The organism is Thermalbibacter longus (assembly GCF_023806485.1).
Lineage (GTDB): Bacteria > Chloroflexota > Chloroflexia > Thermomicrobiales > Thermomicrobiaceae > Thermalbibacter > Thermalbibacter longus.
The window spans coordinates 1-26,594 of the sequence record NZ_JAMSLR010000009.1; the positions used below are offsets into that span (position 1 = coordinate 1).

At 66.9% G+C, this 26,594-nt stretch carries 25 protein-coding genes; 17 read left to right on the forward strand and 8 right to left on the reverse strand.

The window, feature by feature from the left end:
• A partial coding sequence (locus tag NET02_RS12020) for an NAD(P)/FAD-dependent oxidoreductase (protein ID WP_284057663.1) occupies positions 1–1,170 on the forward strand: 1,170 nt, incomplete at its 5' end.
• A 298-nt stretch (positions 1,171–1,468) separates the two neighbouring features.
• On the opposite strand, the gene NET02_RS12025 is transcribed toward NET02_RS12020, so the two are convergent.
• Together NET02_RS12025 and NET02_RS12030 are read right to left on the reverse strand one after the other, a co-directional pair.
• Complete coding sequence (locus tag NET02_RS12025) at positions 1,469–2,854, reverse strand: MmgE/PrpD family protein (RefSeq protein WP_284057664.1); 1,386 nt, start codon at positions 2,852–2,854, stop codon at positions 1,469–1,471.
• A gap of 97 nt (positions 2,855–2,951) precedes the next feature.
• Positions 2,952–3,479, reverse strand: coding sequence for a YIP1 family protein (locus NET02_RS12030; protein WP_284057665.1), 528 nt, complete (start codon positions 3,477–3,479; stop codon positions 2,952–2,954).
• Positions 3,480–3,770: 291 nt separating this feature from the next.
• Between NET02_RS12030 and lplB the strand changes: the two genes are divergently transcribed.
• The 4 genes from lplB to NET02_RS12050 all read left to right on the forward strand — a co-directional run bounded on the left by lplB (position 3,771) and on the right by NET02_RS12050 (position 7,085).
• A complete protein-coding gene (gene lplB / locus NET02_RS12035) occupies positions 3,771–4,049 on the forward strand; it encodes a lipoate-protein ligase small subunit (RefSeq protein ID WP_284057666.1) in 279 nt (92 codons plus the stop codon).
• A complete protein-coding gene (locus tag NET02_RS12040; RefSeq protein WP_284057667.1) occupies positions 4,046–4,858 on the forward strand; it encodes a lipoate--protein ligase family protein in 813 nt (270 codons plus the stop codon). The genes lplB and NET02_RS12040 overlap by 4 nt, the downstream gene beginning before the upstream one ends.
• A 149-nt stretch (positions 4,859–5,007) precedes the next feature.
• On the forward strand, positions 5,008–6,216 hold the full coding sequence (locus tag NET02_RS12045; RefSeq protein ID WP_284057668.1) for an aminotransferase class V-fold PLP-dependent enzyme: 1,209 nt from the start codon (positions 5,008–5,010) through the stop codon (positions 6,214–6,216).
• Positions 6,217–6,248: 32 nt separating this feature from the next.
• Positions 6,249–7,085, forward strand: coding sequence for a creatininase family protein (locus tag NET02_RS12050; protein WP_284057669.1), 837 nt, complete (start codon positions 6,249–6,251; stop codon positions 7,083–7,085).
• Positions 7,086–7,092: 7 nt separating this feature from the next.
• On the opposite strand, the gene NET02_RS12055 is transcribed toward NET02_RS12050, so the two are convergent.
• The 6 genes from NET02_RS12055 to NET02_RS12080 form a co-directional block, all read right to left on the reverse strand.
• The gene (locus NET02_RS12055) at positions 7,093–7,356 is read right to left on the reverse strand and encodes a hypothetical protein (RefSeq protein ID WP_284057670.1); all 264 of its coding nucleotides are present in this window, start codon (positions 7,354–7,356) and stop codon (positions 7,093–7,095) included.
• A gap of 129 nt (positions 7,357–7,485) precedes the next feature.
• Complete coding sequence (locus tag NET02_RS12060) at positions 7,486–9,582, reverse strand: vWA domain-containing protein (RefSeq protein WP_284057671.1); 2,097 nt, start codon at positions 9,580–9,582, stop codon at positions 7,486–7,488.
• A 5-nt stretch (positions 9,583–9,587) separates the two neighbouring features.
• Positions 9,588–10,988 carry a sigma 54-interacting transcriptional regulator gene (locus NET02_RS12065; RefSeq protein WP_284057672.1) on the reverse strand — a complete coding sequence of 467 codons (1,401 nt, stop codon included), beginning with the start codon at positions 10,986–10,988 and terminating at the stop codon, positions 9,588–9,590.
• Between the two features lie 222 nt (positions 10,989–11,210).
• Positions 11,211–12,095 (reverse strand): type II secretion system protein E, encoded by an 885-nt coding sequence (locus tag NET02_RS12070; RefSeq protein ID WP_284057673.1) that lies wholly within the window; start codon positions 12,093–12,095, stop codon positions 11,211–11,213.
• 175 nt (positions 12,096–12,270) lie between these two features.
• Positions 12,271–13,386: a citrate/2-methylcitrate synthase gene (locus tag NET02_RS12075; protein ID WP_284057674.1), complete on the reverse strand. Its 1,116-nt coding sequence runs from the start codon at positions 13,384–13,386 to the stop codon at positions 12,271–12,273.
• 253 nt (positions 13,387–13,639) lie between these two features.
• Positions 13,640–14,014, reverse strand: coding sequence for an SWIM zinc finger family protein (locus tag NET02_RS12080; RefSeq protein ID WP_284057675.1), 375 nt, complete (start codon positions 14,012–14,014; stop codon positions 13,640–13,642).
• A 142-nt stretch (positions 14,015–14,156) separates the two neighbouring features.
• Between NET02_RS12080 and NET02_RS12085 the strand changes: the two genes are divergently transcribed.
• The 12 genes from NET02_RS12085 to ptsP all read left to right on the forward strand — a co-directional run bounded on the left by NET02_RS12085 (position 14,157) and on the right by ptsP (position 26,577).
• On the forward strand, positions 14,157–15,296 hold the full coding sequence (locus tag NET02_RS12085) for a hypothetical protein (protein WP_284057676.1): 1,140 nt from the start codon (positions 14,157–14,159) through the stop codon (positions 15,294–15,296).
• Positions 15,297–15,335: 39 nt separating this feature from the next.
• Entirely contained in the window at positions 15,336–15,824 is a 489-nt protein-coding gene (locus tag NET02_RS12090) for a YbaK/EbsC family protein (protein WP_284057677.1), read from the forward strand.
• Between the two features lie 140 nt (positions 15,825–15,964).
• Positions 15,965–17,359: a dihydrolipoyl dehydrogenase gene (gene lpdA, locus NET02_RS12095; protein ID WP_284057678.1), complete on the forward strand. Its 1,395-nt coding sequence runs from the start codon at positions 15,965–15,967 to the stop codon at positions 17,357–17,359.
• A 180-nt stretch (positions 17,360–17,539) separates the two neighbouring features.
• Positions 17,540–18,802 (forward strand): cation:proton antiporter, encoded by a 1,263-nt coding sequence (locus NET02_RS12100; RefSeq protein ID WP_284057679.1) that lies wholly within the window; start codon positions 17,540–17,542, stop codon positions 18,800–18,802.
• Positions 18,803–19,115: 313 nt separating this feature from the next.
• On the forward strand, positions 19,116–19,829 hold the full coding sequence (locus tag NET02_RS12105; RefSeq protein WP_284057680.1) for an MIP/aquaporin family protein: 714 nt from the start codon (positions 19,116–19,118) through the stop codon (positions 19,827–19,829).
• A gap of 108 nt (positions 19,830–19,937) precedes the next feature.
• Entirely contained in the window at positions 19,938–20,939 is a 1,002-nt protein-coding gene (gene dhaK, locus NET02_RS12110) for a dihydroxyacetone kinase subunit DhaK (protein ID WP_284057681.1), read from the forward strand.
• Between the two features lie 66 nt (positions 20,940–21,005).
• Complete coding sequence (gene dhaL / locus NET02_RS12115; RefSeq protein ID WP_284057682.1) at positions 21,006–21,644, forward strand: dihydroxyacetone kinase subunit DhaL; 639 nt, start codon at positions 21,006–21,008, stop codon at positions 21,642–21,644.
• A 129-nt stretch (positions 21,645–21,773) separates the two neighbouring features.
• A complete protein-coding gene (gene glpK / locus NET02_RS12120; protein WP_347711039.1) occupies positions 21,774–23,276 on the forward strand; it encodes a glycerol kinase GlpK in 1,503 nt (500 codons plus the stop codon).
• A 34-nt stretch (positions 23,277–23,310) separates the two neighbouring features.
• On the forward strand, positions 23,311–23,916 hold the full coding sequence (locus NET02_RS12125; RefSeq protein ID WP_284057684.1) for a class I SAM-dependent methyltransferase: 606 nt from the start codon (positions 23,311–23,313) through the stop codon (positions 23,914–23,916).
• Positions 23,917–24,051: 135 nt separating this feature from the next.
• Positions 24,052–24,450 (forward strand): dihydroxyacetone kinase phosphoryl donor subunit DhaM, encoded by a 399-nt coding sequence (gene dhaM / locus NET02_RS12130; protein ID WP_284057685.1) that lies wholly within the window; start codon positions 24,052–24,054, stop codon positions 24,448–24,450.
• A gap of 105 nt (positions 24,451–24,555) precedes the next feature.
• On the forward strand, positions 24,556–24,837 hold the full coding sequence (locus NET02_RS12135; RefSeq protein ID WP_284057686.1) for an HPr family phosphocarrier protein: 282 nt from the start codon (positions 24,556–24,558) through the stop codon (positions 24,835–24,837).
• Between the two features lie 3 nt (positions 24,838–24,840).
• Positions 24,841–26,577 (forward strand): phosphoenolpyruvate--protein phosphotransferase, encoded by a 1,737-nt coding sequence (ptsP, locus tag NET02_RS12140; RefSeq protein WP_284057687.1) that lies wholly within the window; start codon positions 24,841–24,843, stop codon positions 26,575–26,577.
• Positions 26,578–26,594: the final 17 nt, after the last annotated feature.

Genomic DNA, 26,594 nt, shown 5'->3' on the forward strand with positions numbered 1-26,594 from the left:
GCTGGCCAACCGGCGGCCAGAGGCCTATCGCGGATTTCCGGTTACGGTTTGACGGAGGTCGCGATGCTCGACGTTGCCGTGGTCGGGGCCGGCGTCGTCGGCGCGTCGATCGCCTGGCGATTGAGCCAAGCCGGCGCTCGGGTCAGGGTTATCGAGCGCTCGCGGCCGGCCGCTGGCACCAGCGGGGCGAGCTTCGCCTGGGTGAACGCCAGCGCGAAGTCCCCACGGGACTACTTCGAGCTGAACCTCGCCGGGTTGCGGGAGCACCAGCGACTGGTCGAGGAGCTCGGCGGGGCGCCCTGGTACCACCCTGGCGGCAATCTCGTCTGGGTCGCCGAGGACGAGCTACCGGTCATGGAGCGCCGGGTCGAGGAGCTCCTCTCTTGGGGCTACTGGGCTGAGTGGCAGTCGGCCCAGGACGTGCAGGCGAACCTGGAGCCTGGCCTTCGCTGTGCCGACCCAACGGCACGACTCGTCTTCTACCCTGAAGAGGCGTGGGTCGACGTCCCGTTGCTGGTGGGCACGCTGCTCGACCTGGCCCGCTCCGCGGGGGCGGAGGTCATCGAGGGCGATCCGGTCGTTGCGATCGAGGTGGCCGGAGGCCAGGTTCATGGCCTGCGCCTGCGGAGCGGAGCGGCCTTCGCGGTGCATGCCGTGGTCAATGCGGCCGGCCCCTGGGCCGGTCGGATCGCAGGGTTGCTCGGCCTCCCGCTGCCGCTGGCTCCGTCGGCCGGGCTGGTCGTCCGCGTCGCCGTCCCCGGAGAACCGATCCGCCGCGTGCTGCACACGCCGATCGTCAACGTCCGGCCAGACGGACCGGGCCATGTCCTGCTCCACCACGACGACGCCGACGCGCAGCTCGGGGATCGCCGCGAGGTAGAAGCGCACGACCCGCTGAGCTGGATGCTGCTGGAGCGGGCGCGCCAGGTGCTGGACGGGCTCGAGGAGGCCGACGTCGTGGCGGCGACGGTCGGCATCCGGCCGATCCCGGCCGATGAGCGCTCGTGTATCGGCGCGGTTTCGGCGGTCGGCGGGTACTACGAGGCGGTGACGCACAGCGGGGTGACGCTGGGGCCGCTGATCGGGCGGCTGCTCGCGCAGGAGATCCTGACCGGCGAGGTCGAGCCTGTCGCCGCGCCGTTTCGCCCGGACCGCTTCCCGCGCGGGTAGCGGTCCTGCCCTGAACCGCGCCTTGGCCCGCAGCGAGCGGACACCCGGCGGTGACGAAACCGGCTCCACCGGGTAGCCTGGGTATCACAGGGTAGTCTGGCAGGCTGCTCGCCTGTCGATCTGTCGGGGCGAGTAATCATTCGTTCCTACATGTCTACAGGCCGTAGCGTTCGAGACGTTCGGCTTCGGCTAGACCGGGCAGTCGCCCGGCAGGCGCAGAGACCGTGCCCGTGGGGCTGTCGCTCTGCGGCGCGATCGGTGGTACGCAGTAAGCCCTCGTGCCTGGGCAGTCCGAGGGCTAACGTTCGGGCTGCGTCAGGGCGAGCAACCCGCGGACGTCCGGTGCCTCCTCGATCTGCTCGATGGCCGCGATCAGCTCCTCGACCCGTGTGGGCGGGAGCGCCAGCCTCGCGCACTCGCGGAACTTGGCCAGCAGGTCGTCCCGGGTGAAGGGGCGCTGGGGGCTGCCGCGGGCGAAGCTGGCCTGGGCGCTCAGCGTCCGGCCATCGCGGAGGCGCAGCGTGACCCGGGTGAACATCTGGTGGTAGCCGGCCGCCTCGGCGTCTGGATCGATCGCGACCTCGACGCGGCGTACCAACGCGCTCACGTCGGGCTGCCGCACCCGCTCGTCGGTGAACTGGGCCAGCCCGGCTGCCCGATCAAGCAGCGTCACGGCGACGGCGTAGGGGAGACTGAACTTTGCCTGAAGCTCGTCCGCCGGAATGGCGTGCAGCAGCGCGTTCGGCATGTGGCGGTTGACGCCGACCAGGATCGAGTCGACCTGCTCCGGGCGCACGTCGTGCTCACGCAAGAGGTCGAGCGTGGCATCAATGGCTGGATGGGTCAGCGACCCGGAGGGCGCCGGCTTCAAAGAGACGCCAGGCTCGAGCAGGCTCCAGGGGTTGCCGAGCCGGCCGCGCACGACTTTCTCGTCGAAGCCCCCAGCGTAGGCGCTGAAAAAGCCGCGCGGTGCCTCCAGGGCATTCTCGGCTGCGGTGAACCCGGCAGCCGCGAGCTGCGCTGCCACGACGCCGTTCTCGGCCGCCCGCCCGGCGTGGAGCGGCTTGGTCATGGTTCCGAACTGCTCGCGCAGCCCACCGGCCATCGAGGCCGCGAGCGAGAGAGCCCGCGCAATGACCTCCGCATCGCGGGTCAAGAGCCAGGCTGCCCCGGCGGCCGCGCCCAGCGCGCCGACCACCCCTGTCGTGTGGAAGCCTGCTTCGTAGAGCCGCGGGTTGGCCGCCTCCGCCAGCTTGCAGGCTATCTCGACGCCGAGCGCGTAGGCGGCCAGCGCCTCGTGGCCGCGAGCTCCCGTCACCTCGGCGACTGCCAGCACGGCTGGCAGCACGGGCGCCGACGGGTGGGTGAGCAGCCCATAGACTCTATCCGGCTGCTCGGCGAGCTGCGTGTCGTCGTAGTCGAGCGCGTGGGCGGCGGCTCCGTTGGCCAGCGCTGCCTGCTGGGCCGATGCCCGGAGTGTCGAGCCGATCACCGTGGCCTGAGCGGCCCCACCAGCGCCAGTGATCTGCGCGCGCAGGATAGCGCTCAGCGGCTCCTGTGACCCGGCGAGCGCGACGCCCACGGTATCCAGAACATGAACGATCGCCTCCCGGCGAACGGCGTCCGGCACGTCCTCCGGACGCAGCGCGGCAATCCACTCAGCCACATGCCGTGTCAGGCTCATGGTTCGCGTGACCTCTCGTCGTTCCTCACATCACTTGCGGGGGCATCTTCCCGCCTATGCTTTGCCGGCTGCAGGCTCCGGCATGCTCAGCGACCGCTCATGCAGCGAGAACCCCGACCGGTATGAGGATGACCGCGTAGACGATCACCAGCACCAGCCAGGCGATCACTGCGGTGCCGATGGCGCGGCCGGTAGTGAAGTCGAGCGCCTGCCGGATTGCGACGACCGTCGTGATGAGAGTCCAGATGAACACGATCAGGGAGATGAGCACTCCGAGGATCGGGATCCAGCCGAGCACGAGGAGCAGACGGGGCGCCTGGGCGAAGCCGAGCGTCCGGAGAAGCTGGCCCCAGGTTGCCTGCGTCTGAGGGCCCGCGAGGAGCCGGCTTCCCACCAGGTATGCCACGCCGGCGTAGGCAGCCCAGCTCACGATGGCAGCTATGACTCCCAGGATGAAGGCCGCGATTCGACCGGAGCCGAGGGTTCCGATGCCAGCGGCGATGGCTGCTAGCACCACGACCAGGAGCGCGGACGATGTCGCCGCCTCATCGTGCTCGACGGCCTCGTAGGTCGCGGTGTCCAGCCGAGCCGCGCCGATGATGCGTGCCGTAAGCGATGCTTGCATCGGTCAACTCCTTCCCGTAACGCGCTGCATACCGGTCTACCAAGGTTATACCCGGTTAGTGCTGTTCGCGCTTCCGCCTGGTGTTGCGGCTGCACTCTCCCGTAGCGGCGTCACCAGCTCGGCCGGATTGCGATGTCAGTATCCAGGCCGGACTTCCCCTAGTCAATCAGGAAGACGTTCAACCGATCCCGCTGCATGGGCACCTGCGGCGTTCTTGCCCTCCCCCGTAGAATTATCGGTGGAGCGAGGGAGAACTCGTCTCAGCACTGCCCGACCGGAACGGAGGGACCGGTGCACGGAGAGTACAAGACGCCCGGAGGCAAGCTGGTCGTGGTGGACTTCGACGTGGTCGACGGCCGTCTGCGCGGAGTGCAGGTGACCGGCGACTTCTTCCTCGAGCCACCGGAAGCGCTGGAGCGCATCGCTGGTGCCCTGGAGGGGTTGGCGGTCAGCGAGGTCGGGGAAGAGCAGATCGCGGAGCGGATCCGGGCTAGTCTCGGCGAGGGCGTCGAGATGATCGGCTTCTCGCCGGAGGCGGTGGCACGTGCGGTGCGGAGGGCGCTGCCATGAGTGAACAGGTAGTCATCCGCGCGGAGCCGAGCGAAGCGCAGGCACGCTGGCGGCAGTACCGCTGGCAACTCCTCTATGGCCAGGCGTTCGATCCGCCCATGCAGATGGCGCTCGACGAGGTGCTGACCCGGCGAGTCGGCGCGGGCCAACGCTTGCCCACCCTGCGCTTCTGGGAGTGGACTGCGCCGGCTGTCGTCATCGGGCGCTTCCAGTCCCTGCGCAACGAAGTCGACCAGGAAGTGGCACGGCAGCTCGGCATCACCGTCGTGCGGAGGATTACCGGCGGCGGTGCCATGCTGACGGAACCGGGTAAGGTGATCACCTACTCGATCTATGCGCCGCCGGAGCTGGTGGCTGGCATGTCGTTCGTCGAGTCGTACGCCTTCCTCGACGCCTGGGTGATCGAGGCGCTGCGCTCGCTCGGGATCGATGCCTGGTACCAGCCGATCAACGACATCACCTCGGCCGAGGGCAAGATCGGCGGTGCGGCCCAGGCTCGCCGCTTCGGCGCCGTGCTGCACCATACGACGATGGCCTACGACATCAGCCCGGAGAGAGTCGTCCAGGTGCTGCGGATCGGCCAGGAGAAGCTGAGCGACAAGGGAATCCCCAGCGCGGCCCGGCGGGTAGCGCCGCTGCGCCAGCAGACGAATCTGCCGCGCGAGACCATCACCGAGCGCATGATCGAGGTCTTCTCCGCTCGGCACGGCTTGGAGGAGGGCCGGCTGCTGCCGGAGGAGATCGCGGAGGCCGAGGAGCTGGTCCGCATGAAGTTCGGCACCGAAGAGTGGACCGCGATCCTGCCGTAGGCGCTCTCGACCGATAAGTCGAGCCTCGCTGACCGCAGCATGTGCGTGGCCGGTTGACCAGGACACGCCCCGCTCGCGCCCCGTATTCACCGTCCAGCCCGGTAGCCATACACTAGACCTGTCGAAACGGGAACGGTGCGAGGGGAACGATGGGTATCTACGAGCTGCTCGGGGTGCGGCCGGTAATCAACGCGGCCGGGCCACTGACCAGGCTCGGCGGCATGCCGCTTCATCCGGATGTCCTCGCAGCGATGCGCGAGGCAGCGCAACAGTGCGTGCCGATGGAGTTACTCCAAGAGGCGGCCGGGCGCTTTCTGGCTGAGGTCACCGGCGCCGAGGCCGGCTACGCCACCGCGGGCGCGGCCGCCGGCCTGGCGCTCGCCGCGGCGGCCTGCATCGCGCGGCTCGACCCGGCGGCGATGGATCGCTTGCCCGACACGTCCGGGCTCCGGAACGAGATCGTGATCCAGCGTCCGCACCTCAACGCCTATACGCGGGCGCTCCGGCTCGCCGGCGCCAGGCTCGTGGAGGTGGGCTACCTGGGCTTCCCAGGGCAGGGCATTACCTGGCCCTGGCAGATCGAAGCCGCCATCACCGAGCGGACGGCCGCCATCGCCTACGCGGTGCAGCCGGAGCCACGCTCGGTAGGGGCGGTGCCGCTCGACCAGGTGGTCGCCATCGCGCGCCGGCACGCGTTGCCGGTAATCGTGGACGCTGCGGCCGCGCTGCCGCCGGTCGAGAACCTGCGCCGGTTCATCGCGGCCGGGGCCGATCTGGTGGCGTTCAGCGGCGGCAAGGCGATCGGTGGGCCCCAGGCGACGGGCATCCTGGTGGGCCGTGCCGAGCTCATCGATTCGGTCGCGCTTCAGCACCAGGACATGGATATCTACCCTGAGACCTGGGCCTGGCGAGAGCGCTTCCTAGAGACCGGCCGCCTGCCGGGCCCGCCACATCACGGGCTGGGCCGGGCGATGAAGGTCGGCAAGGAGGAGATCGCCGGGCTGATCGCCGCGCTGCGGCGCTTCCTCGCGCTCGACCATGCGGCCGAGCGGCGCCAGCAGGTTGCCCAAATCCAGTCTATCCTCGATGCGGTCGCCGACCTGCCAGCCGTGCGCTCGACCGAGCTGCGCGATGACCCCGAGGGTGGCTGGCCGGTCGCGATCGTCCGGCTTGATGAGCGAGCCCTGGGGCGGCCAGTCGAGAGGGTGGTCAATGAGCTGTTGGCCGGCGAACCCGCGATCGCTGTCTCTCAGAGCTACCTGCATCTGCGGGCCATCGGGTTGAACGCGTCGACCATGCAGCCAGGCGAGGCCGAGCGAGTGGCCCAGCGACTGCGGGCAGTGCTGGGTGCGAGCTAAGTCCGAGGCGGACGGGCGGAGAGGAGGCGTAGATGGTCACGGACGCATCGGTCTTCGGGGCCGGCCAGCGTGCACGCTTGGGTCGCACCGTCCACTGGCAGGAGATGTGGCGGCACGAGCTGCTGGAGGCGCTCGAGCGCGACCCGGTGGTGATCGTGCCACTGGGGTCGGTGGAGCAGCACGGACCGCACTGCCCGATGGACGTCGACATCAGCCACACGCAGGCGCTCGCGGTCGAGACAGCGCTCGCGATTACTGAGTTCCCGGTGATCGTCGCACCGCCGGTCTGGATTGGCCTGACGCATTACAACATGGGCGAAGTCGGCACGATCACCGCCAGCGTGGAGACCTACATCGCCCTGGTCTCGGAGGTCTGTCGCAGTATCTGGGCCAACGGGTTTCGCCGGATCGTCCTGCTCAACGGTCACGGCGGCAACCGTGACATCATCCGGGTCATCTCGATCAAGCTGGCGGAGGAGGATATCTGGGTGCTGCCGATCACCTACTGGGAGATGGTACCGGAGATCCTGCACCGGCATGCCGAGACCGACCGTGGCTTCATCGGGCACGGCGGAGAGTGGGAAACCTCGCTCCAACTCTTCCTGCGGCCCAGCCTGATCGATCGCTCCCGCATGGTCGCCGACCCTGAGCGACGGCCGAACTTCACGCCGGACATCCTCGCCTTCACCGGCTTCCCTGAGCGCCGCCGGGAGCGGGAGCACGGGGTGCACGGCAACCCGCTGACGGCCTCGGCGGAGAAGGGCGAGCTGCTCTTCAACGCGGCGAAGGAGCGGCTGATCGAAGTCTGCCGGCAGTATCACGGTCTGCCGGTCTGGCAATACCGGCAGTTCGGCTCGCACTGCCCGTAAAGGTGACCTATTGCAGGAGCCTGGAGCCAGTGCCGCGTCGTTGCTTCGCCTCCTCGTGAATGCGCGCGATCTCCTCGTTCGTGAAGGTCCGGTTGATGAACGATGTCGGGGTGGGATCGCCAGGGCGCGGCCGGCGGTAGCCGCGCAGCAGGATGCCCTCGTCGGTCTGGAGGATCACGACGTCCTGCAGATCGTGCTCATCGATGAAGTGGCCGATCGCCCGGAGCACGTCCTCATAGCGATAGACCAGAGGCTCGTCGCTCGAGGTCATCTGCACCCTCCGCTCGCTGCTGTTCCGCCGGCACGACGCCAGTCCGTCGAGTCGACCCAATTCAGTAACGAGTTCTCTCGCCCGCTCTTTGCCGCGACCCAGAGCCAGGTATCACAGCAAGCCAACGAGTCAGCGCAGGCGAGTGCGCTTGTTCGCGACGTAATCGAGTAGCACGTACTCGCCCAGGTGATCCGGAGTCGCGAAGAAGGCGCGTCCCTTGTTGATGCGCGCCATCTCGCTGACGAACCCGGCCATGTAGGGGCTACGCTCCAGCATGAACGTGTTGATGACGATCTGCTCGCGGGTGCAGCGGGCCACCTCCTTGAGCGTCTCCTGGAACGTCTGGTAGGTCGGCGGGTACGAGAAGCGCACCTGCTCGCCGTCGAAGTAGGCCGTGGGCTCTCCGTCGGTGATGACGATGATCTGCTTGTTACCACCGCGATGCCGGGACAAGAGCTGCCGGGCTAGCATGAAGCCGTGCTGCATGTTGGTGCCGTAGTTGTACTCGTCCCAACTGATGTGCGGCAACATCGACGGCTTCAGCTCTGTCGCTACGTAGGAGAAGCCGACGATGTACAAGTTATCGCGCGGGAACTGAGACCGGATGAGGCTGTCGAGCGCGAGCGCCACCTTTTTGGCCGCCAGGAAGCAACCGTTATAGAGCATCGACCGGCTCATGTCGACCATGAGCACCGTCGATGACTGGGTCATCAGTTCCGAGCGGTAGACCTCGAAGTCATCTGGCTGCAGCCGCACCGGGCTGCCAGGTCCCTCGCGGTAGACCGCGTTCATCACAGTCTTCGGCAAGTGCAGCAGGAAGGGATCGCCGAACTCGTAGGGCTTGCTGTCGTCGCTCGGCTCGCCACCGCGGCCGGTACGGTCGATCTGGTGCTGGCCGAAGCGATCCTTCTTGAGGTGCTGGAAGATCTCGCGCAGCGCCTTCTGGCCGATCTTCCGGACGCCGCGCGGGGTCAGCTCGTAGCCACGGCGGGTGCGCTGGATGTAGCCGGCATCCTCCAGCAACCGGGTGAGCTGGCGGAGCTGGTCCATCTCGGCGGCGAGCTGGTCGCCGAACAGCTCACGCACCTTGTCCATGTCCACTCGCTGCAAGTCACGCCAGTCGCGGACGCCCTCGAGCTGCTCCTCGAGTTCCTGCATCTCGCGCAGGTGCTCCATGAGCCGCATCGCCTGGCTCAGCGTTAGCTCTTCTCCCCCGCTGAACTGGTAGGACTGGGCATAGGGATTGTCGGGCATGAGCTGGCCGAGGTTGTAGGCGAGCTGGGCCAGCTCTTCCCGGATGCCCGGGTCTTGCAGCGCGGCATCGAGCGCGTCCTGAAGCTGCTGGCGCATCTCCGGCGTCATCGAGTCGAGCAGGCTCTGCATCGCCGCCATCTGGCGCGCCAGGTAGTCCAGCAACTCGTCGAGGTTCTTGAGGTCCTGGCCGAAGTAGTGACCATACTTGTGCATGAAGCGCTCGAAATCGGGCTGGCCGCCGCGCTGGCGCTCCTCCAGCATCTCGTTGAGGTCATGGAGCATGTTGCGCAGGTTGGCCAGGTCCTCTGGAGTCATGCTCTGGATCGCCTGCTGCATCCCCTGGAACGTTTGCTGCAGCATCTGCTGCTGGAGCGAGGCCAGGAGTTCCTGGAATTTCTGCCGGGCGGTGGGATCCATGAACTCGTAGTCCATCAGTGACTTGATCCGCCCGGCGGGGTCAGGTGGCAGCGCGTCCAGTTGCGACTGCTTGCGGGCCGCCATGCGCTCCAGCAGTTCGTGGAGCGACTCGTCGTATGGCTCCTCCTCAGCCTCGGAGGCGATCTCACTGGCCTGCCCGCTGGCCTCGAATGGGGGCTCGCCGCGCTGCCTGGCCTGCTGGCGCGCCAGCCGCTCGCGGCTCTCTGACAGGCGCCGCTCGATTCCCTGCCGCTCGGTGTCGATCACGTCGTCGAGCCGCTGGTTCAGGTCATCGAGCACCGAGCCGAGGTTGTAACGACTGAGTTCCTGTTGCCGGCGCTCGCGGATGCGTTCCAGCAAGTCGCGCATGCCGGGGAAGGGCGAATCGGGGCGATCGGAGCCCCAGCGAAAGAGGCGCTGGAGTGCCCGGGTCAGATCGCCGTCGGCCAGGACATCGTCGGCGATCGCGTCCAGAATCTGCTCGGCATCGAGCTGGTCGATCTGCTGCGTGCCATCCCAGCGGTAGTAGCGGAACCGGCGGCTGGACAGCGACATGGTCTTTACCCCCGATAACGGGCCTCTCCCCGAACGCCGGCCCGGTCCTTGTTGAGCCGGCGGTTGAGGTGGAGCCCCTCCAGAACGAACTCGACGGCGGCAGCGATCAGCTCGGGTTGGCCGGCAGCGCCGAGCCGGTTCGCTGCTGCCCGCAGGCTATCGATATGCGAGACCTGGTGAATGTAGCGCATTGCGGGCAACATGTCGGAAGTCTCGACCGCTAGGCCATTCTCGAAGGCCAGGATCAGGTCATCGAAGTCGCGCGTGGAGAAATACCGGTTGAACGTGGCCAGGACTGCGCCGTTGATCAGCTTCTCGATAACCCGCTCCTCTTGAACCTCGCCCAGCGTCTCTAGCTCGATCTTGCCCATCGTCGAGGCGACGACTGCCGGAAGGTCGCTGATGCGGGGCACGGCGTGCTTTTCGTCCAGCCGGATGGCGCGCTTCACCGCGTTGCTGACCAGGGTCTCGTAGTTGGCCACCGACATGCGCACGCTCACGCCGGAGCGCTGGCTGACATCGTGGCTGCGACGGGCCAGGTGCGTGATCTCGGCAATAATCTCCCGCATGTACTCGGGAACGGTGATCGCGATACCCGGCACTTCGAGCGGCGTTCGCTCCTGCTCCATGATCTTGATCTCGAGGTCGATACTGGCCGGGTAGTGCGTCCGGATCTGTGCGCCGTAGCGGTCCTTGAGCGGGGTGATGATCCGCCCGCGGTTGGTGTAATCCTCCGGATTGGCACTGGCGACGATATAGACGTCCAGCGGCAGGCGAACTCGATAGCCCCGAATTTGAACGTCGCGCTCTTCCATGATGTTCAGCAGGCCGACCTGGATGCGCTCGGCCAGATCCGGCAGCTCGTTGATCGCGAAGATGCCCCGGTTCGTCCGTGGGATCAGCCCGTAGTGAATGGTGAGCTCGTCCGAGAGATAGCGCCCCTCGGCTACCTTGATGGGATCGACCTCGCCGATCAGGTCAGCGATCGTCGTATCCGGAGTCGCCAGTTTCTCCGCGTAGCGATCCTCCCGCCGGATCCACTCGATCGGCGTATCATCGCCCATCTCGGCGATCAGGTCCCGGGCATACCGGCTGACCGGCGCGAAGGGGTTGTCGTTGATCTCGCTACCGGCGATGATCGGGATCTCCTCATCGAGGAGGTTGATGAGCGCGCGAGCCATGCGAGTCTTCGCCTGACCACGCTCACCGAGAAAGATAATGTCCTGTCCCGCCAGGATCGCGTTCTCGACCTGTGGGATGACCGTGTCGTCGTAGCCGATGATGCCGGGAAAGATCGGTTCCCCTGACTCGAGCTTGGCAATGAGATTCTTACGCATCTCCTCGCGGATCGGGAGCACCGTATATCCACTCTCGCGAAGCTCGCCCAGTGTGCGCGGTTTGCTCATCGATATGCTCTCCTCGACCGGGTGTCTACGAAGGCGCCGAACCGCTCGGCGCCGTGAACTCGACTCTACACGTCGCTTCCTTGGTAAGTGAGTCAATCCGCTACAATCCTACCCCAGTCTGCCCATCTGTCAATGTTCTATGTCAAGTACAGGGCTGGGTTTCGGGCGTCGCTATCGCGATCGACGCAGCCGTGGATGTGCCACCGTTCGGGCTCGGCAAGGCTAGGCTCCGGCCTGTGCATCCCCTCCCCGAGGAGCTGCGCCGGCATCCTTCTCGATCGCGCGCTGGCGATAGGCTGCCACTGCCTGCCGAACGGCCTCGCGGCTGGTGATGCCCTGGGCCAACCAGTGGAGCAGCACCCGTTCCCTCCGGGCCAGCTCGGCACTGGCCGCTCTCCGCTCGATCCCGAACCGCTCGGCCAGCAGCCGGACGAGCGCAGCAGGGTTAGAGACCAGGGGGGAGAGCGGGGTCATTCGCTCAGCCAGAACCTGGATGCCGAGCCGCCCATCGGCTGGCAGGGGCGCTTCCATTCGCATCAGCCGCCGTACCGGGCCGCGCGACCCGAGGCCCACGCCGAGCGTCAGCACTAGGTCGATCGAGGCCAGGTGAGGCTCGGGGACTTCGAGCGGGAACCCGCGAAACAGGTCGAGCACCTCTCTGGCTCCACCGGCATGAACGGTGGTGGCCATCGCGAATCCGTTCTGCAGCAGCTCGAACAGCCGGCGTACCCCGCGTCCCCAAAGGTAAATCGGCAGGTGACTGCTGATCTCGTTGCACAACAGGTACGTGCGTGCCGGGTCATCCTGATCGACGAACTCGAAGCGCTCGTACCAGCCGCGGAGATAGCGGCGCGTAGTGTTGGGTGGGATCAGGTCGAGCAGCGCAGTGAGCAGCGTGGTCTTGCCAGCCCGCGGCTCCGGGGCGGCCACGATCACGGTTGCGTGGTGCTCGACAGCGATCCAAAGGAATGCCGCCACGCGAGCATCCAGCATCTCGCTGGCGATCAGCTCGATAAGCGACAGCGGATTCGATGGAGATTCGCGGTAGCCCCACCAGCCCGGCGGCTCGTCCGGCCAGGGGGAGCGACTGCACTCACTCTCGGCCACGAGTATCCTGTCATGTCACGCTACATCCCCGCATCTGCGCGGCGGACGTCACGCTTTTCCCGGCACGCGCCCAGACGGGACGCATCATCGGCGACAACGGCACTGGCGACGAGCCAGCGACCAGTCATAGGAAGATCATACGCGAGCCGGCACGTCACCGGCTGGGCGAAGGAGCCTACCCGCGCTGGTCGAGCGGAACGTAGTGCTGGTCTACCGGGCCGGTGTACTCGGCACGCGGCCGGATCAGCCGGTTGTCTGCCTGTTGCTCCAGGACGTGCGCTGTCCATCCCGAGATGCGACTCGCGGCGAAGACCGGCGTCATCAGCTCCTTATCGATGCCGAGGTAGTGATAGACCGAAGCGGCGTAGAAGTCGACATTGGGATGGAGCCCCTTCTCGCGCTGCATGACCTCGGCAATCAGGGTGGAGAGCTCGTACCAGCGCAGGTCGCCCGCGCGCTCTCCGAGCTGGCGGGAGAGATCGCGCAGCCACTTGGCTCGCGGGTCCTCACCCTTGTAGACGCGGTGGCCGAACCCCATGATCCGCTCATGCCGGCCGAGCTTCTCCAGGATATACGGCTCGACGCGGTCCGGCGCACCGATCTCCTCGAGCATCTGCATCACGGCCGCGTTAGCGCCTCCGTGAAGGGGGCCCTTCAATGCCGCGATGGCCGCGGTGATGGCCGCGTGCATGTCGGCCAGCGTCGCCGCGGTGACTCGGGCGGCAAAGGTGGAGGCATTGAACTCATGGTCGGCATGGAGCACGAGCACGCGGTTCATCGCCGTCACTTCGAGATCGTCTGGCTCGCGGTCGTGCAGGACCATCAGAAACGAGCGCGCGGTGCTGTGCTCCTCCATCGGCGGGATGACCGGCGGCAAACCACGGCGCAGCCGCCCGATCGTCGCTACGATGGTGGGTACTTGCGCGACGAGACGGATCCCCTTGGCAACGCTAGATTCGCGGTCAGTGGCGTTGGGGCGTTCTTCGGTGAAGGCGAGCGCCGAGACCGCGGTGCGCAGGAGATCCATGGGAACGGCAGCAGATGGCGCGTCCTGAAGCAGCCTGAGCACGCCATCCGGCAGAGCCCGGCTCGCAGCGAGCTGGTCCTGGAACTCGGCCAGCTCGCCACGGGTCGGTAGCCGGCCATGGTAGAAGAGGAAAATCACCTCTTCGTAGAGTGCATGCTCGGCGAGCTCGTCGATATCGATGCCGTGGTAGGTCAGCGTCCCATCGATGATCGAGCTGAGCTGGGTCGTACCGGCAATCACGCCTTCCAGACCGCGGGCGACCATCGGTTTCCCCCTTCGCGTCGTACGTGCACTCGCGAGCAACTGGGGCGAGTGGCCTGCTGCTCGCTCGAGCCAGAGCGGCCATCTCGCTGCTCGTCGTCACCAATACCGCAGTCGCCGCATCCCGTAAAGCTCCCAGCCCCACAAGCACACGCCCCAGCCCGTCACCAGCCCGATACGGCCCGGTGACGCGAGCGCCGGGAATCTCTTCGAGTTGCGGGTGGGTCGATGCCCTCCGCTGGGCGAGAGCCGGACCTCAACCGGATGCCGGGCTGGGCTCTGGAGCTTGATGAGACTGCGTCGCTCGCACTCGCGCACGGTGACCCGCACGGGCTCGCCGTTCCGGCCGGTTCGGGAGTTCTCCGATCAGCCCCAGTTCAGCGAGGACCAGAGCGCGGTGCTTGCAATACGGGTAGTAGGCGCTACCGGGGCAGGAGCAGAGCAGGTCTCCATCGAGGATCGTCACCTCATAGGCAGTTCCGGGCTGGCTATGGCTGGTCACGGCCCAGGTACGAGCGTCGTCGTTGAGCCGGAAGGCACGCAACCCCTGCCGGCGGGCCTTCTCGGCTAGCCGGCGCCAGGTCTCTACCCCCACCACGCTTTCAAGTCGCTCGATCGTCGCCTGTGTCATTGTCGGGTCCATGATGCACCTTCTGTCGACTTCCATCAGAAAGTATGCCATATCGGCACAGTCAGGGCAGCGCTTTCGCCGCACCGACCCTGTTTCGGTCACCTGCGGCCATGTACCATCAGGCCGGGCGGAGGAGGCCACAGTGCGGCGCGGGGATGCTGATAAGAGACGAACTCGACCCGAATGTTCGATCCTGCGGTCCTGCCGGCGCTGGGGTGCCATCGGGGTCGGCCTGCTGGTCGCGCTGCAGCCCACGGTTGCCTCGGCCCACGTGCGATGGTTCGTTCCGGAAGAGCGGCAGCTCCAGTTGCCGGACTGGTCGCTGTTCGCGCGCTGGCCGACCCTGGCAGTGCTTGGGCTGAGCCTGGTACTCTGGCTCGCCCTCAAAGGCCTGGAGCGACTGGTCGGCACGCCCCACTTCCCGAATCCCCCGCTTCTGGCTCATATGGAGCCGCATGCCACCACGGTGCTGGCGCTGCAAACCGGGATCAGCCTGGTCTGGTTCGCCTACCAGCGTACCCTGTTCGTCCCACCGCTGGCCCTGCCGCCGACCTGGTTCGGCTGGCTTCTCGTCGCCCTGCAACTCGTCGTTGCCTTCACCTTCATTACCTCGCTGTTCGATCGTGCCGGGGCCGCACTGCTCGTTCTCGTGTTTCTCCTCGGGTTCGCCGTCTTTCCTCCCGAGGCGATGCTCGAGCAGCTCCTCTACGCCGGGATCGCCGTCGCGCTCTTTGTGCTCGGCGTGACGGTACCGCCGGCAGGGGTCGCCCGCCGCCTGCTCCCGCTGGCCCGGTTCGAGCGGCAGGCCGTGAGCGCGCTGCGCGTGTTGACTGGCTTTTCGCTGGTGATCGTGGCCTTCTCCGAGAAGTTGCTCAACCCCGACCTCTCGCAGTCGTTCCTGCGGGAGTACCCGCACTTCAACGTGCTGCGGGCGCTCTTCGGTTGGACGTGGGCGACCGATCGACTCTTCGGGGATCTCGCCGGAGTCGTCGAGGCGACGATCGGCCTGTTGTTGATCTCCGGCGTGTTGACGCGGGTCGTTATCCTGGCGATGTGGGTACCGTTCAATCTCACCGTACCACTGCTACCGCCGATCGAGCTGCTGGGTCACCTCCCCATCTTCGGGATCATGTACCTGCTGCTCCTCTACGGCTCCGGGGTAGCGCCCGACACCGCGGCCCGCCGGCTCGAGCCCGCGCTGACCGGCGAGCTGGAGGCCTCGCGCCGCCGGATTCGTGGGGAGGGTGACAGACGCGCTGCTGATCGAGGAGAGACCGGTTAGTCTACCCGGCTGGCATTGTTGACCGGTGGAGGATGCGAGATGGCTTCGGAGCTCAGCGCGAGTGCCCAGCGGGTACAGGAGGCGCTGGCAGATCGCGGCTTGCCTGGCCGGGTAGTCGAGCTTTCGCAGACGACGCGCACGGCCGTGGAGGCCGCTCGGGCGATCGGTTGCGACGTGGCCCAGATCGTGAAATCGCTCGTCTTCTGCGGTGCTCGGAGCGGTCAGGTCTACCTCGTCCTCGTCCGCGGGGTGGACCGGGTGGACGAGTCGCGCCTGGCTGAGGTGGTTGGGGAGCAAGTGACGCGCGCCAGCCCGGAGGTCGTGCGAGCGCGCACCGGGTACGCGATCGGTGGCGTGCCGCCGGTCGGGCACCGGGAGCCGCTTCCGACCCTTATCGATGCGGCCCTCCTGGAGATGGCCGAGCTGTGGGCGGCGGCCGGTACGCCACACGCGGTCTTTCGCGTGCGGCCAGACGAGCTGGTTCGAATTACCGGTGGCCGGGTCGTCGTAGTGGCCGCTGGCAGGTAATTGCCGTCGTTCTGGCGAGGAGAGCTCGAGAAAGCGGTGACGGCTGAAGGAGAGGCATGTCGCCTGCTCAGTTATACTGGGGATGAAGTGCGCCAGTGGCGGCGAGGCCACGCGGGTCGGCGCCAGTGAAGGGAGTGGAGATGGCTGGGGAGACCTACGACATCGTCTTCCTCGGAGGTGGCACCGGCGGGTACGTCGCTGCTATCCGGGCGGCCCAGCTCGGACTGAAAGTGGCGGTGGTCGAGAAGGATAAGGTCGGCGGTACCTGCCTGCACCGTGGCTGCATCCCGAGCAAGGCCCTGCTCAAGAGCGCCGAGGTCCTCACCCTGGCCAAGCGTGCCGCTGAGTACGGCGTCAAGATTAGCGGCGTGGAGGGCGATTACCCGCAGGCGATCAAGCGTTCCGGCCGGATCGTCGATCAGCTCTACAAGGGCATCCAGTTCTTGTTCCGCAAGCACGGCATCACGGTGATCGAAGGGGTCGGCCGGCTCAAGGATAACCGCACGGTCGTGGTGAACGGCTCCAACGGCAACGTCCAGGAAGTATCCGGCCGCAACATCATTATCGATACCGGCTCGCGGCCGCGCCCGATTCCTGGCATTCCGTTCGATGGGCAGCGAGTCATCAATAGCGACCACTCGACCTGGCTCGAATGGCTCCCCAAGCGGGTCATCATCCGCGGCGCAGGCGCGACCGGAGTCGAGTTCGCGACCGTGTATCACGAGTTCGGGGCCGAGGTCACGCTGGTCGGTCGGATCGTGCCGAACGAGGACGAGGAAGTCTCACAGCACCTCACGCGCACGTTTACCAAGGCCGGCATCCGGATCATCCCCGACTACCGCCCGAGCGCCGAGGACTTCGACATCACCGAAGGCGGCGTTCGCATGCGGGTCAAGCGCGATGGCAAGGAAGAGGTCATCGAGGCAGACACGCTGCTGGTTGCGCTGGGCCGGCAAGGGAACATCGAGGACATCGGCCTGGAGGAACTGGGCATCAAGACGAAGGACAGCTATATCGTCGTCGACGACTTCTACCGCACCGGTGTCGACGGCGTCTATGCCATCGGGGATGTCATCGGCCAGCAACTCCTGGCACACACGGCGATGCACCAGGGAATCATCGCAGTCGAGCTGATTGCCGGCGAGAAGCCGATGAAGCTGGACTACAACCGGGTGCCGGTCTGCACCTACTCCCACCCCGAGATCGCCAGCATGGGGCTGACCGAGCGCGAAGCTCGGGAACAGGGCTACCAGGTCAAGGTCGGGAAGTTCCCCCTGCGTGCCAACGGGAAGTCTCTGATCGAGGGCGAGGCTGATGGCTTCGTCAAAATGATCGCCGACGCGGAGACGAATGATCTGCTCGGCGTGCACATCATCGGTGGCCACGCGACGGAGTTGATTGCCGAGGCGGCGCTCGCGAAGCTGCTGGAAGCTACGCCCTGGGAGATCGGCTTGAGCGTTCATCCCCATCCGACGGTGTCCGAGGTCATCGGCGAAGCCGCGCTGGCGGTCGACGGCGTGGCGATCCATATCTGAGAGGGCCGGGCCCGGCAGCGCTCCTTCGCTGAGCTTGCCGGTACTCTCGGGATCGTGCGAACACGGGCAGAGCGCGATGATCTCCGGGGATCCGGAATCGCGCGTCTGCCCATCCTGGCATAGCCGCCACGGAACAGATCGACTCTGGCCAGCCGGGTGCGGAAGCGGGAGGGAGAGCCGGTGCCAGCGGCTGTGTCGATCCTCACCGACCTGCTGATTATCTTCGTGGCTGCCAAGCTGGTTGGAGAGCTCTTTACCCGGATCGGCCAGCCGGCTGTCATCGGCGAACTCCTCGTCGGGGTGTTGATCGGCCCCTTCGCCCTTGGACTGATCGGGCGTCCAGGCCCAGAGCTGCTCGAGCTCTTCCACGACGACCCCGCGGTAGCGACCGAAGCGCTTCATCTCGCGCTCGAGGTATTTGCCGAGGTGGGGGTAGTCGTCCTGCTGTTCTTCGTCGGCCTCGAGACGCGGCTGGACGACATGCTCAAGGTCGGATGGCGTGCTGCGATCGTCGGCGTACTGGGAGTTCTGTTGCCCTTCGTCGCTGGCACGGCGCTGATGCTGGCGCTGGGTGAGCCCACGATCGAGTCGCTCTTCATCGGCGTGGCGCTCGTTGCTACGAGCGTGGGCATCACCGCGCGCGTGCTGCGCGATCTGGGGGTGCTCGACGCGCAGGAGGCCCGGATCATCCTGGGAGCGGCCGTGTTCGACGATATCCTGGGCCTGCTCATGCTTACGATCGCCTCGGGCATCGGCAGTACCGGCGAGGTAAATGTGGGCCAGGTGATCACGATCGCCGTGCTGGCGTTGGGCTTCACGGCGGTGGTGGCGCTCGCCGGGACGTGGGCTGCCCGCCGGTGGTTCCACCTTGTCGACCGCCTGCAGATCGATAACGCTCCGGTTGTCGTAAGCCTGGCGCTGATGCTGGGGCTGGCGGTACTGGCGGCCGCGATCGGCCTGGCGGCGATCATCGGTGCCTTCCTGGCCGGGATGATGCTCGCGGAGATCGCTGAGGAATACGAACTCGGGCGCAAGATGCTGCCGCTCTACGAGTTTCTCGTACCATTCTTCTTCGTAGTTACCGGTTCGCTGGTCGATCCTCGCCTCTTCCTCCAGCGCGAGACGATCGGCCTGGCGCTGCTGGTAACGATCGTCGCGATCGTGACCAAGGCCGCTGGCGCCGGGCTGGGCGGTGTCGGCCTGAGCGGGCGCTCGATGTCGATCATCGGCGTCGGTATGGTTCCCCGCGGCGAGGTCGGGTTGATCGTTGCCAGCATTGGCCTCTCGATGGGCGTCGTCGAGCACAGGCTGTTCTCGGTCGTCGTGGTGATGGCCGTCGCGACGACGCTGATCGTTCCCCCGATCCTGAACTGGCTTCTGCGGCCGCTGGTCGAGGCCCACCGCCTGCAAGCGGCCGAGGTTCCAGGGCATGCGGATCGCTGACGGGCCATGTGCCCGGAGCAGCCGGCTCTTTATCCGCCGGTAGTTGACGTCCGCCCGGTTCAGGGGCTAATCTAGGTATTGATCAGTTTCCGTTGCAAGGAGGTGGATCTGCGCGGGCGTGGCGTCCGTCTCCCTTCTCACAGGGGAGATCCCGCATGCCTCGTTGGACGGGCCTGCAAACGATTCGGGCTGCTCGGGGAAGGAGGTGACCCGAAACAGGCATCAGCGTGCCCCCCGCTCTACCCTAAAGAAGTATCGACCTGGATACCCCGGCCACACCGCAAGGCCGGAGGTGAGGGAAGGGGGAACGACCATGGAAAACCTAGTTGCCGAGATTATCGGCACGCTGATTCTGATTCTCCTCGGCGATGGTGTCGTAGCCGGCGTCTTGCTCGCGAGGTCGAAGGCGCAGGGTGGCGGCTGGATCGTGATCACGACAGGGTGGGCTCTGGCAGTCGCGGTCGCGGTCTACGCCGTGGGACGGATAAGCGGCGCCCATATCAATCCGGCCGTGACCATCGGGCTGGCTGCCATCGGCGAGCTTCCCTGGGCGGATGTCCCGCTCTACATCATCGGCCAGTTCATCGGCGCCATCGTCGGCGCGATCCTGGTCTGGCTGACGTACCTGCCCCACTGGGCCGAGACCGATGACCCGGACCTCAAGCGGGCGGTCTTCTGCACGGCTCCAAATATCCGCAACTATCCCATGAATCTGGTCACCGAGATTATCGGCACGGCCATGCTGCTCTTCGGCGTGCTGGCGATCCTGGCCAACGAGGAAGTGGTCAACAGCGGTCTCGGGCCGTTTCTCGTCGGGGCACTAGTGTGGGGAATCGGTCTCTCGCTCGGTGGTCCGACCGGATATGCGATCAATCCGGCTCGCGATCTTGGGCCGCGGATTGCCCACGCCATTCTGCCGATCCCGGGGAAGGGCCACTCGGACTGGGAATACTCGTGGGTTCCGGTTGTCGGCCCGATCATCGGCGGCGTTCTCGGTGCCCTACTCTTTCAGGTGCTCCTGGGGTAAGGTCAGAGCGGGCTCTCACAGGAGGAGGATTCGCGGAGCGAACTGGAGGTGTTGCACCCACGACCCCCGCTATTGCCGGCGTGCCTGCACAGGTGAGGGAGGACCCCGATGAAGAAACTGATCAACGATCCACAGAACGTGGTCCCCGAGGCGCTGGAGGGCATGGCAAAGGCGCACCCCGACCTGGTCAAGGTGCACTTCGAGCCCAACTTCGTCTACCGCGCGGACGCCCCGCGCCAGGGTAAGGTGGCGATCATCTCCGGCGGCGGGAGCGGGCACGAGCCGATGCACGTCGGATTTGTCGGGTATGGGATGCTGGACGCGGCCTGCCCTGGCGCGGTCTTCACGTCGCCGACCCCTGATCAGATGTACGAGGCGGCCAAGATGGTGCACGGCGGGGCTGGCATCCTGCTGATCGTCAAGAACTATGCCGGCGACGTCATGAACTTCGACATGGCTGCCGATTTGCTGCGCGGTGAGGGGCTTCAGGTCGAGAGCGTGCTGATCGCCGACGATGTCGCCGTCGAGAGCAGTCTCTACTCACAGGGCCGGCGCGGCACCGGCACGACGGTCCTGGCCGAGAAGATCCTGGGCGCGGCGGCCGAGCAGGGCTACGACCTCCAGCGGCTGGCCGCGCTCGGCCTGCGAGTGGCCGAGAACGGCCGGTGCATGGGCATGGCGCTGACCTCCTGCACGGTTCCCCATGTCGGAAAGCCGACCTTCGAGCTGGGTGAGCAGGAGATGGAGATCGGCATCGGCATCCACGGCGAGCCGGGGCGCTACCGTGAGCCGCTGGCGCGTGCCGACGAGATCGTCGAGCGCCTGATGGAGCCGATCCTGAGCGACCTGCCGTTCCAGAGCGGTGACCGGGTGATCTGCATGGTGAACTCGATGGGCGGCACACCGTTGATCGAGCTGTACATCGTCTACCGCAGGGTGGCACAGATCTGCGAGGAGCGGGGAATCCAGATCGTTCGCAACCTGATCGGGCCCTATATCACCTCGCTGGAGATGGCCGGGACCTCGATCACGCTGCTGCGAGCCGATGACGAGATGCTCTCGCTTTGGGACCACCCGGTGAAGACGCCGGCTCTGCGCTGGGGAATGTGAGTGGCAGCGAGGCACCCTAGACTGCCGAACCCCGTGGCGAGCCCATCGGAGGGAGGTGGGAGTCGGATGCCGTTGACACAGGAGGCTGTACGGGCATGGTTGCAGCGCTGCGCCGCCGTGCTCGAGGAGAATCGGGACTACCTGACCCAACTGGACGCGGCCATCGGCGATGCCGACCATGGGGTCAACATGGACCGCGGCTTCAAGGCCGCCATGACGAAGCTGGCGTCGCTCGACACGCAGGATATCGGCACGGTCTTCAAGACTGTTGGGATGGCCCTGGTGTCCACGGTGGGCGGCGCCGGTGGGCCGCTCTACGGGACATTCTTCCTGCAGCTCGGGGTGAAGACGACGAACAAGCAGGAGCTAACGCCCCAGGATTGGGCTGAGGCGCTGGAAGCTGCGGTCAACGGGGTCATTGCCCGCGGCCAGGCCCGGCCTGGCGACAAGACGATGGTGGACGCCCTGCTGCCCGCACTGGAGGCGTACAAGGCCGCGCTCCAGGAGGGAGTCCCATTCTCCGAGGCACTGGCCCGTTCGGCGGCCGCGGCCGAGGAGGGCATGAAGGCTACCATTCCGATGGTCGCGAAGAAGGGACGCGCGAGCTACCTCGGCGAGCGCTCGGCTGGACACCAGGATCCCGGTGCGACCTCGTCGTACCTGATCCTGCGGGCAGCCGCCGAGAGCTGGGCTGGCGCGACCTAGCTGTCAGCCGCGTTCTCACCGCTCGCAGGGGGATTGCGTGGAGGTGCCAAGCTCTGTATTCGAGCTTCTCCGTCGCTTTGGTCACGACCAGCATATGAAGGGAGAGCAACCGTGGCTGGGCCATACGTCATGGCAATCGACCAGGGAACGACCAGCACCCGGGCGATGGTCTTCGATCGGGAGAGCAACGTCATCGCCCTCGATCAGCGGGAGCACCGCCAGATCTATCCCCAGCCCGGCTGGGTCGAGCACGACCCGATGGAGATCTGGGAACGAACCCAGGAGGTGGTCCGCAACGCGCTCGCCAAGAGCAACCTGACCGGCCGCGAGATCGCGGCTATCGGGATCACCAACCAGCGCGAGACGACCATCGTCTGGAACAAGCGCAGCGGCAAACCGTACATGAACGCCATCGTCTGGCAGGATACGCGGACCGATCAGATCTGCACCCAGCTCGAGCGCCAGGGCTATGCCCAGCTCTACCGCGAGCGCGCCGGCCTGCCGATCAGTACCTACTTCTCCGGCCCCAAGCTCCAGTGGATCCTGGAGAATGTGCCGGAGGTGCGGCGCGACGCCGAACGCGGCGAGGCTCTCTTCGGCAATGTGGATACCTGGGAGATCTGGTGGCTGACCGGCGGGCCGGACGGCGGCGTCCATGTCACCGACGTCAGCAACGCCAGCCGCACCATGCTGATGAACCTGCGCACGCTCGACTGGGACGACGAGATCTTGAAGATCCACGGCATTCCCCGCCAGATGCTGCCGCAGATCCGGCCATCGTCCGATCCCCAGCTCTACGGCAAGACCACGTCCTTCGGCCCGCTCGGCGCCGAAGTGCCGGTCTGTGGGGATCTCGGTGACCAGCAGGCGGCGCTGGTCGGACAGGCCAGCCTCGACGTCGGTATGGCCAAGAATACCTACGGTACCGGCTCTTTCCTGCTGCTCAACACCGGCACCGAGATCGTCCCTTCGAAGAGCGGGCTGATCACCACCGCGGCTTACAAGTTCGGCAACGGCCCCTGCATCTACGCGCTCGAGGGCTCGATCGCTATCACCGGCGCGGCTGTGCAGTGGCTGCGCGACAACCTCGGCTTGATCAAAACCTCGCCGGAGGTCGAAGAGCTGGCCCGCACCGTGGAGGACAACGGCGGCATCTACTTCGTGCCCTACTTCTCCGGCGCCTTCGCGCCCTACTGGCGGCTGGACGCCCGTGGCGTGATCGTCGGGCTGACCCGGTTCATCAACAAGGGCCACATTGCGCGGGCGACCCTGGAGGCGACCGCGTACCAGACCCGCGACGTGGTCGAGGCGATGGAGGCCGATTCGGGCATCCGGCTGGCCGAACTGCGGGTGGATGGCGGCATGGTCTTCAACGAACTGTTGATGCAGTTCCAGGCCGACATCCTCGGCGTACCGACCGTGCGGCCGGTGATCGCCGAGACGACCTCCCTCGGCGCGGCCTATGCCGCCGGGCTTGCGGTGGGCTACTGGAACAGCCCCGAGGAGATTCGCCAGTACTGGAAGGAAGACAAGCGCTGGCAGCCTCAGATGGACGAGGCCCGGCGTGAGAAGCTGTATGCCGGCTGGAAGAAGGCAGTCGAACGTAGCTTCGGCTGGGTGGAGTACTCATAGCGAGTCGTCGCGCAGTCTGGAGCTGGACATCGGCATGAGCCAGGGTGCCGGGCTGGATTGGGAGGCTGCCTGGGCACCCTGCGACGACGAGACCTGCGCCTGGGTGCTGGAGCGCGTGCGGCCTGGCGAGCGAGTGCTCGACATCGGCGCGGGTGACCTCCGGCTCGCGATTGGGATAGCCGAGCGTGGCGCCTTTGTGGTGGCGATCGAGCGGCGGGCCGACGTGCTCGAACTCAGATTGCGGTTGCTCGGAGAGGGGCGGCGGCTGGTGTGGGACCGTCCGCTCTCGCTGCTCGGTGGGCGCCTTACGGTCATCTGGGCCGATGCTCGTGACTGGCCCTTCCCGCCCGTTGACAGCGCCGTACTGTTGATGCGGCATTGCTCGTGCTTCGCCCATTACGTGAGCAAGCTTCGGGCTCTTGGCTGTCGCCGGCTCTTCACCAATGCCCGCTGGCGCCTGGGGGTCGAGGAGGTAGATCTGCTGGCGGGCCAGCGCTTCGACTCTATCGAGATCGGGTGGTATGCCTGTTGCTGCGGCGCCGTCGGCTTCCGCGAAGGGGAGCCAGACCGGATCGACGCGGCGACGCTAGAGCGAGTTCACGAGGTCGAGCGCTGCCCGGCCTGTGCTCGCAGGCCGTGACCCGGCTCGCGTGCCTCCGGCGGGAAAGCCTGGCGCACGGGCTGAGCTCTCTTCCGTGCCTGCTGCCCGAGAAGCGTAGGAAGCCTCCCCGGGGCGAGCCGAGCACGGAGTCGAATCGATGGATGGAGAGCGGCGATGGTCGCGCTGGTAATCGTGGCACACAGCGCCAAGCTGGCCGAAGGGGTGCGCGAGCTGGCCGCGCAGATGACCCAGGGGCGGGTACCGATCTTCGCGGCCGGCGGCGTGGACGACGACATTCTGGGCACCAACGCCGAGCGGATTCGCGAGGCGCTCGAGGCGGCGCTGGCCAGCAGCCAGGAGGTGCTCGTTCTGATGGATCTCGGGAGCGCAGTGCTCAGCGCGCGCATGGCGATCGACCTGCTGCCGGAGGAGCAGCGATCGCGCGTGCGGCTGAGCCAGGCGCCGCTGGTCGAGGGGGCAGTGGTCGCGGCGGTGGAGGCCGCCATCGGCAAGGGTCTGGACGAGATCGAGGCCTCAGCCGTGGAGGCGGCCCGGATGCCCAAGGTCACGTAGCAGACTGCGGCACTGTACCCTGCTCGCCCGAGCGGCCAGGCCGGATCACCTTTGGGTGGGCGGGAGCAGGTGTGTAACGAGCACGAGGCTGCTCTGGGAGAGAGCATGGAGATGCAGAAGGTGACGGTGACGTTGACCAACCGGGTAGGTCTGCACGCGCGCCCAGCGGCGCTCTTCGTCCAGACTGCAGCCCGCTTCCGGTCGAACGTCACTGTGCGCTCGCTTACTCGCGGTACCCCGCCGGTCAACGCCAAGGCCATCCTGAGCGTCATGACGCTCGGGGCCGAACAGGGGCATGAACTGGAGCTGGTGGCCGAGGGGCCGGATGAGTCCGAGGCGATCGCCGCGCTGAAGGAGCTGATCGAGTCGCGATTCGGTGAGGAGTAGCCCGTGGACGGCGAGCGCGTGCGCGGTCTCCCGGCATCACCAGGGATAGCCGTCGGGCCGGCGTGGTGGTACCGGCACGGCGAGGTCCGCGTGGTCCGCCGTGCTGGCGAGGATCCCGAGGTCGAGCGAGCGCGCCTGTGGCAGGCGCGCGAGGAGTCGGCAGCGGAGCTCGACGCGCTGATCGCGGCGCAGCGCGACCGGCTGGCTCCCGAAGAGCTGGCCATCTTCGAGGCCCAGCGGCTAATGCTCGACGACCCGGACCTGCTGGCCCGGGTCGAGGAGTCGATCGAGGGCGGCGCGTCAGCCGAGGCTGCGTGGGAGGAGGGGATTCAAGCCGTCGCCGCGCAGTTGCGCGCGCTTCCTGATCCGTATTTCCAGGCTCGGGCTGCCGACGTCGTGGACGTGGGCCAGCGGGTGCTCCGCCGGCTGCTCGGCGTGTCGGAAATGGCCGAACTTCCCGAGCGGCCGGTCGTGGTGCTGGCTGAGGATCTCACGCCGTCGGACACCGCCACGCTCGATCCCGATCGCGTGCTGGCGCTGGCGACGGTTGGCGGCGGGCCGACCTCGCACGCCGCGATCCTGGCCCGGAGGCTAGGCATCCCGGCCGTCGTCGGCGCCGGGGCCGCGCTCGGAGGGGTGGCGGAGGGTACCGTGCTGGTCGTCGATGGCGATACGGGTGAGCTCATCGTTCCCCCCTCCGTTGAGGAGCAGGCCGGCGCGGAGGCTCGCCGGCAGGTCTGGCTGGCCGCCCGCGCGGCTTCCGGCGAGGTTGCGGCCGAGCCAGCGGTCACGCGCGACGGCCACCGCATCGAGATTGCTGCGAACGTCGGCAGCCTCGAAGACGCACGCGCGGCCGTGCGACTCGGTGCCGAGGGGGTCGGGCTGCTGCGCACAGAGTTCCTTTACCTGGATCGGGCCACTGCGCCGGACGAAGAGGAGCAACTGGCAGTCTATCGAGCGCTGCTCGGGGCGTTGGAGGGCCGGCCGGTGGTGGTGCGGACGCTCGATGCCGGCGGCGACAAGCCGCTTCCGTATCTCCCGCTCGAGCCGCAGCCGAACCCTTTCCTGGGCGTTCGGGCGATCAGGCTGGCCCGTCGTCACCCCGAGCTGTTGCGGGTCCAGCTCCGCGCCATCCTGCGCACCGGCTACCCGGCCGTGCGGGTGATGTTCCCGATGGTCGCCGCCGTCGAGGAGATCCGTTGGCTGCGTGGCCTCTTCGAGGAGGTCAGGCAGGGACTGGAAGCCGCAGGTACCGGGCTCCCACGTGACCTCCAGATCGGCATGATGGTCGAGATCCCTTCGGCCGCCGTACTGGCCGACCGCTTCGCGCCGTGGGTCGACTTCTTCAGTATCGGGACGAACGATCTGGCGCAGTATGCGCTGGCCGCCGACCGCACCAACCCAGCAGTAGCGGAGCTGGCAGACGCCTTTCACCCAGCCGTGCTGCGGTTGATCCGTATGGTCGTCGAGGCCGGGCACGCGGCCGGTCGCTGGGTGGGCGTCTGCGGGGAGCTGGCCGGCGAGCCGCTAGCCGCGCCACTCCTGGTGGGCCTGGGCGTGGACGAGCTGAGCATGACACCGGTTGCCATCCCGTCCGTCAAAGCCGCCATCCGGCGCTGGGCTCTGGCCGAGGCGCGTTCCCTGGCCGAGCAGGCGCTGCGGCTCGACAGTGCGAGCGCGGTCCGAGATCTGGTGCGCGCGGCGACCCCGCCCGTGGTTCCGGGTGAGGACGGCGGTTGAGACGGCTCTGCTCGGCT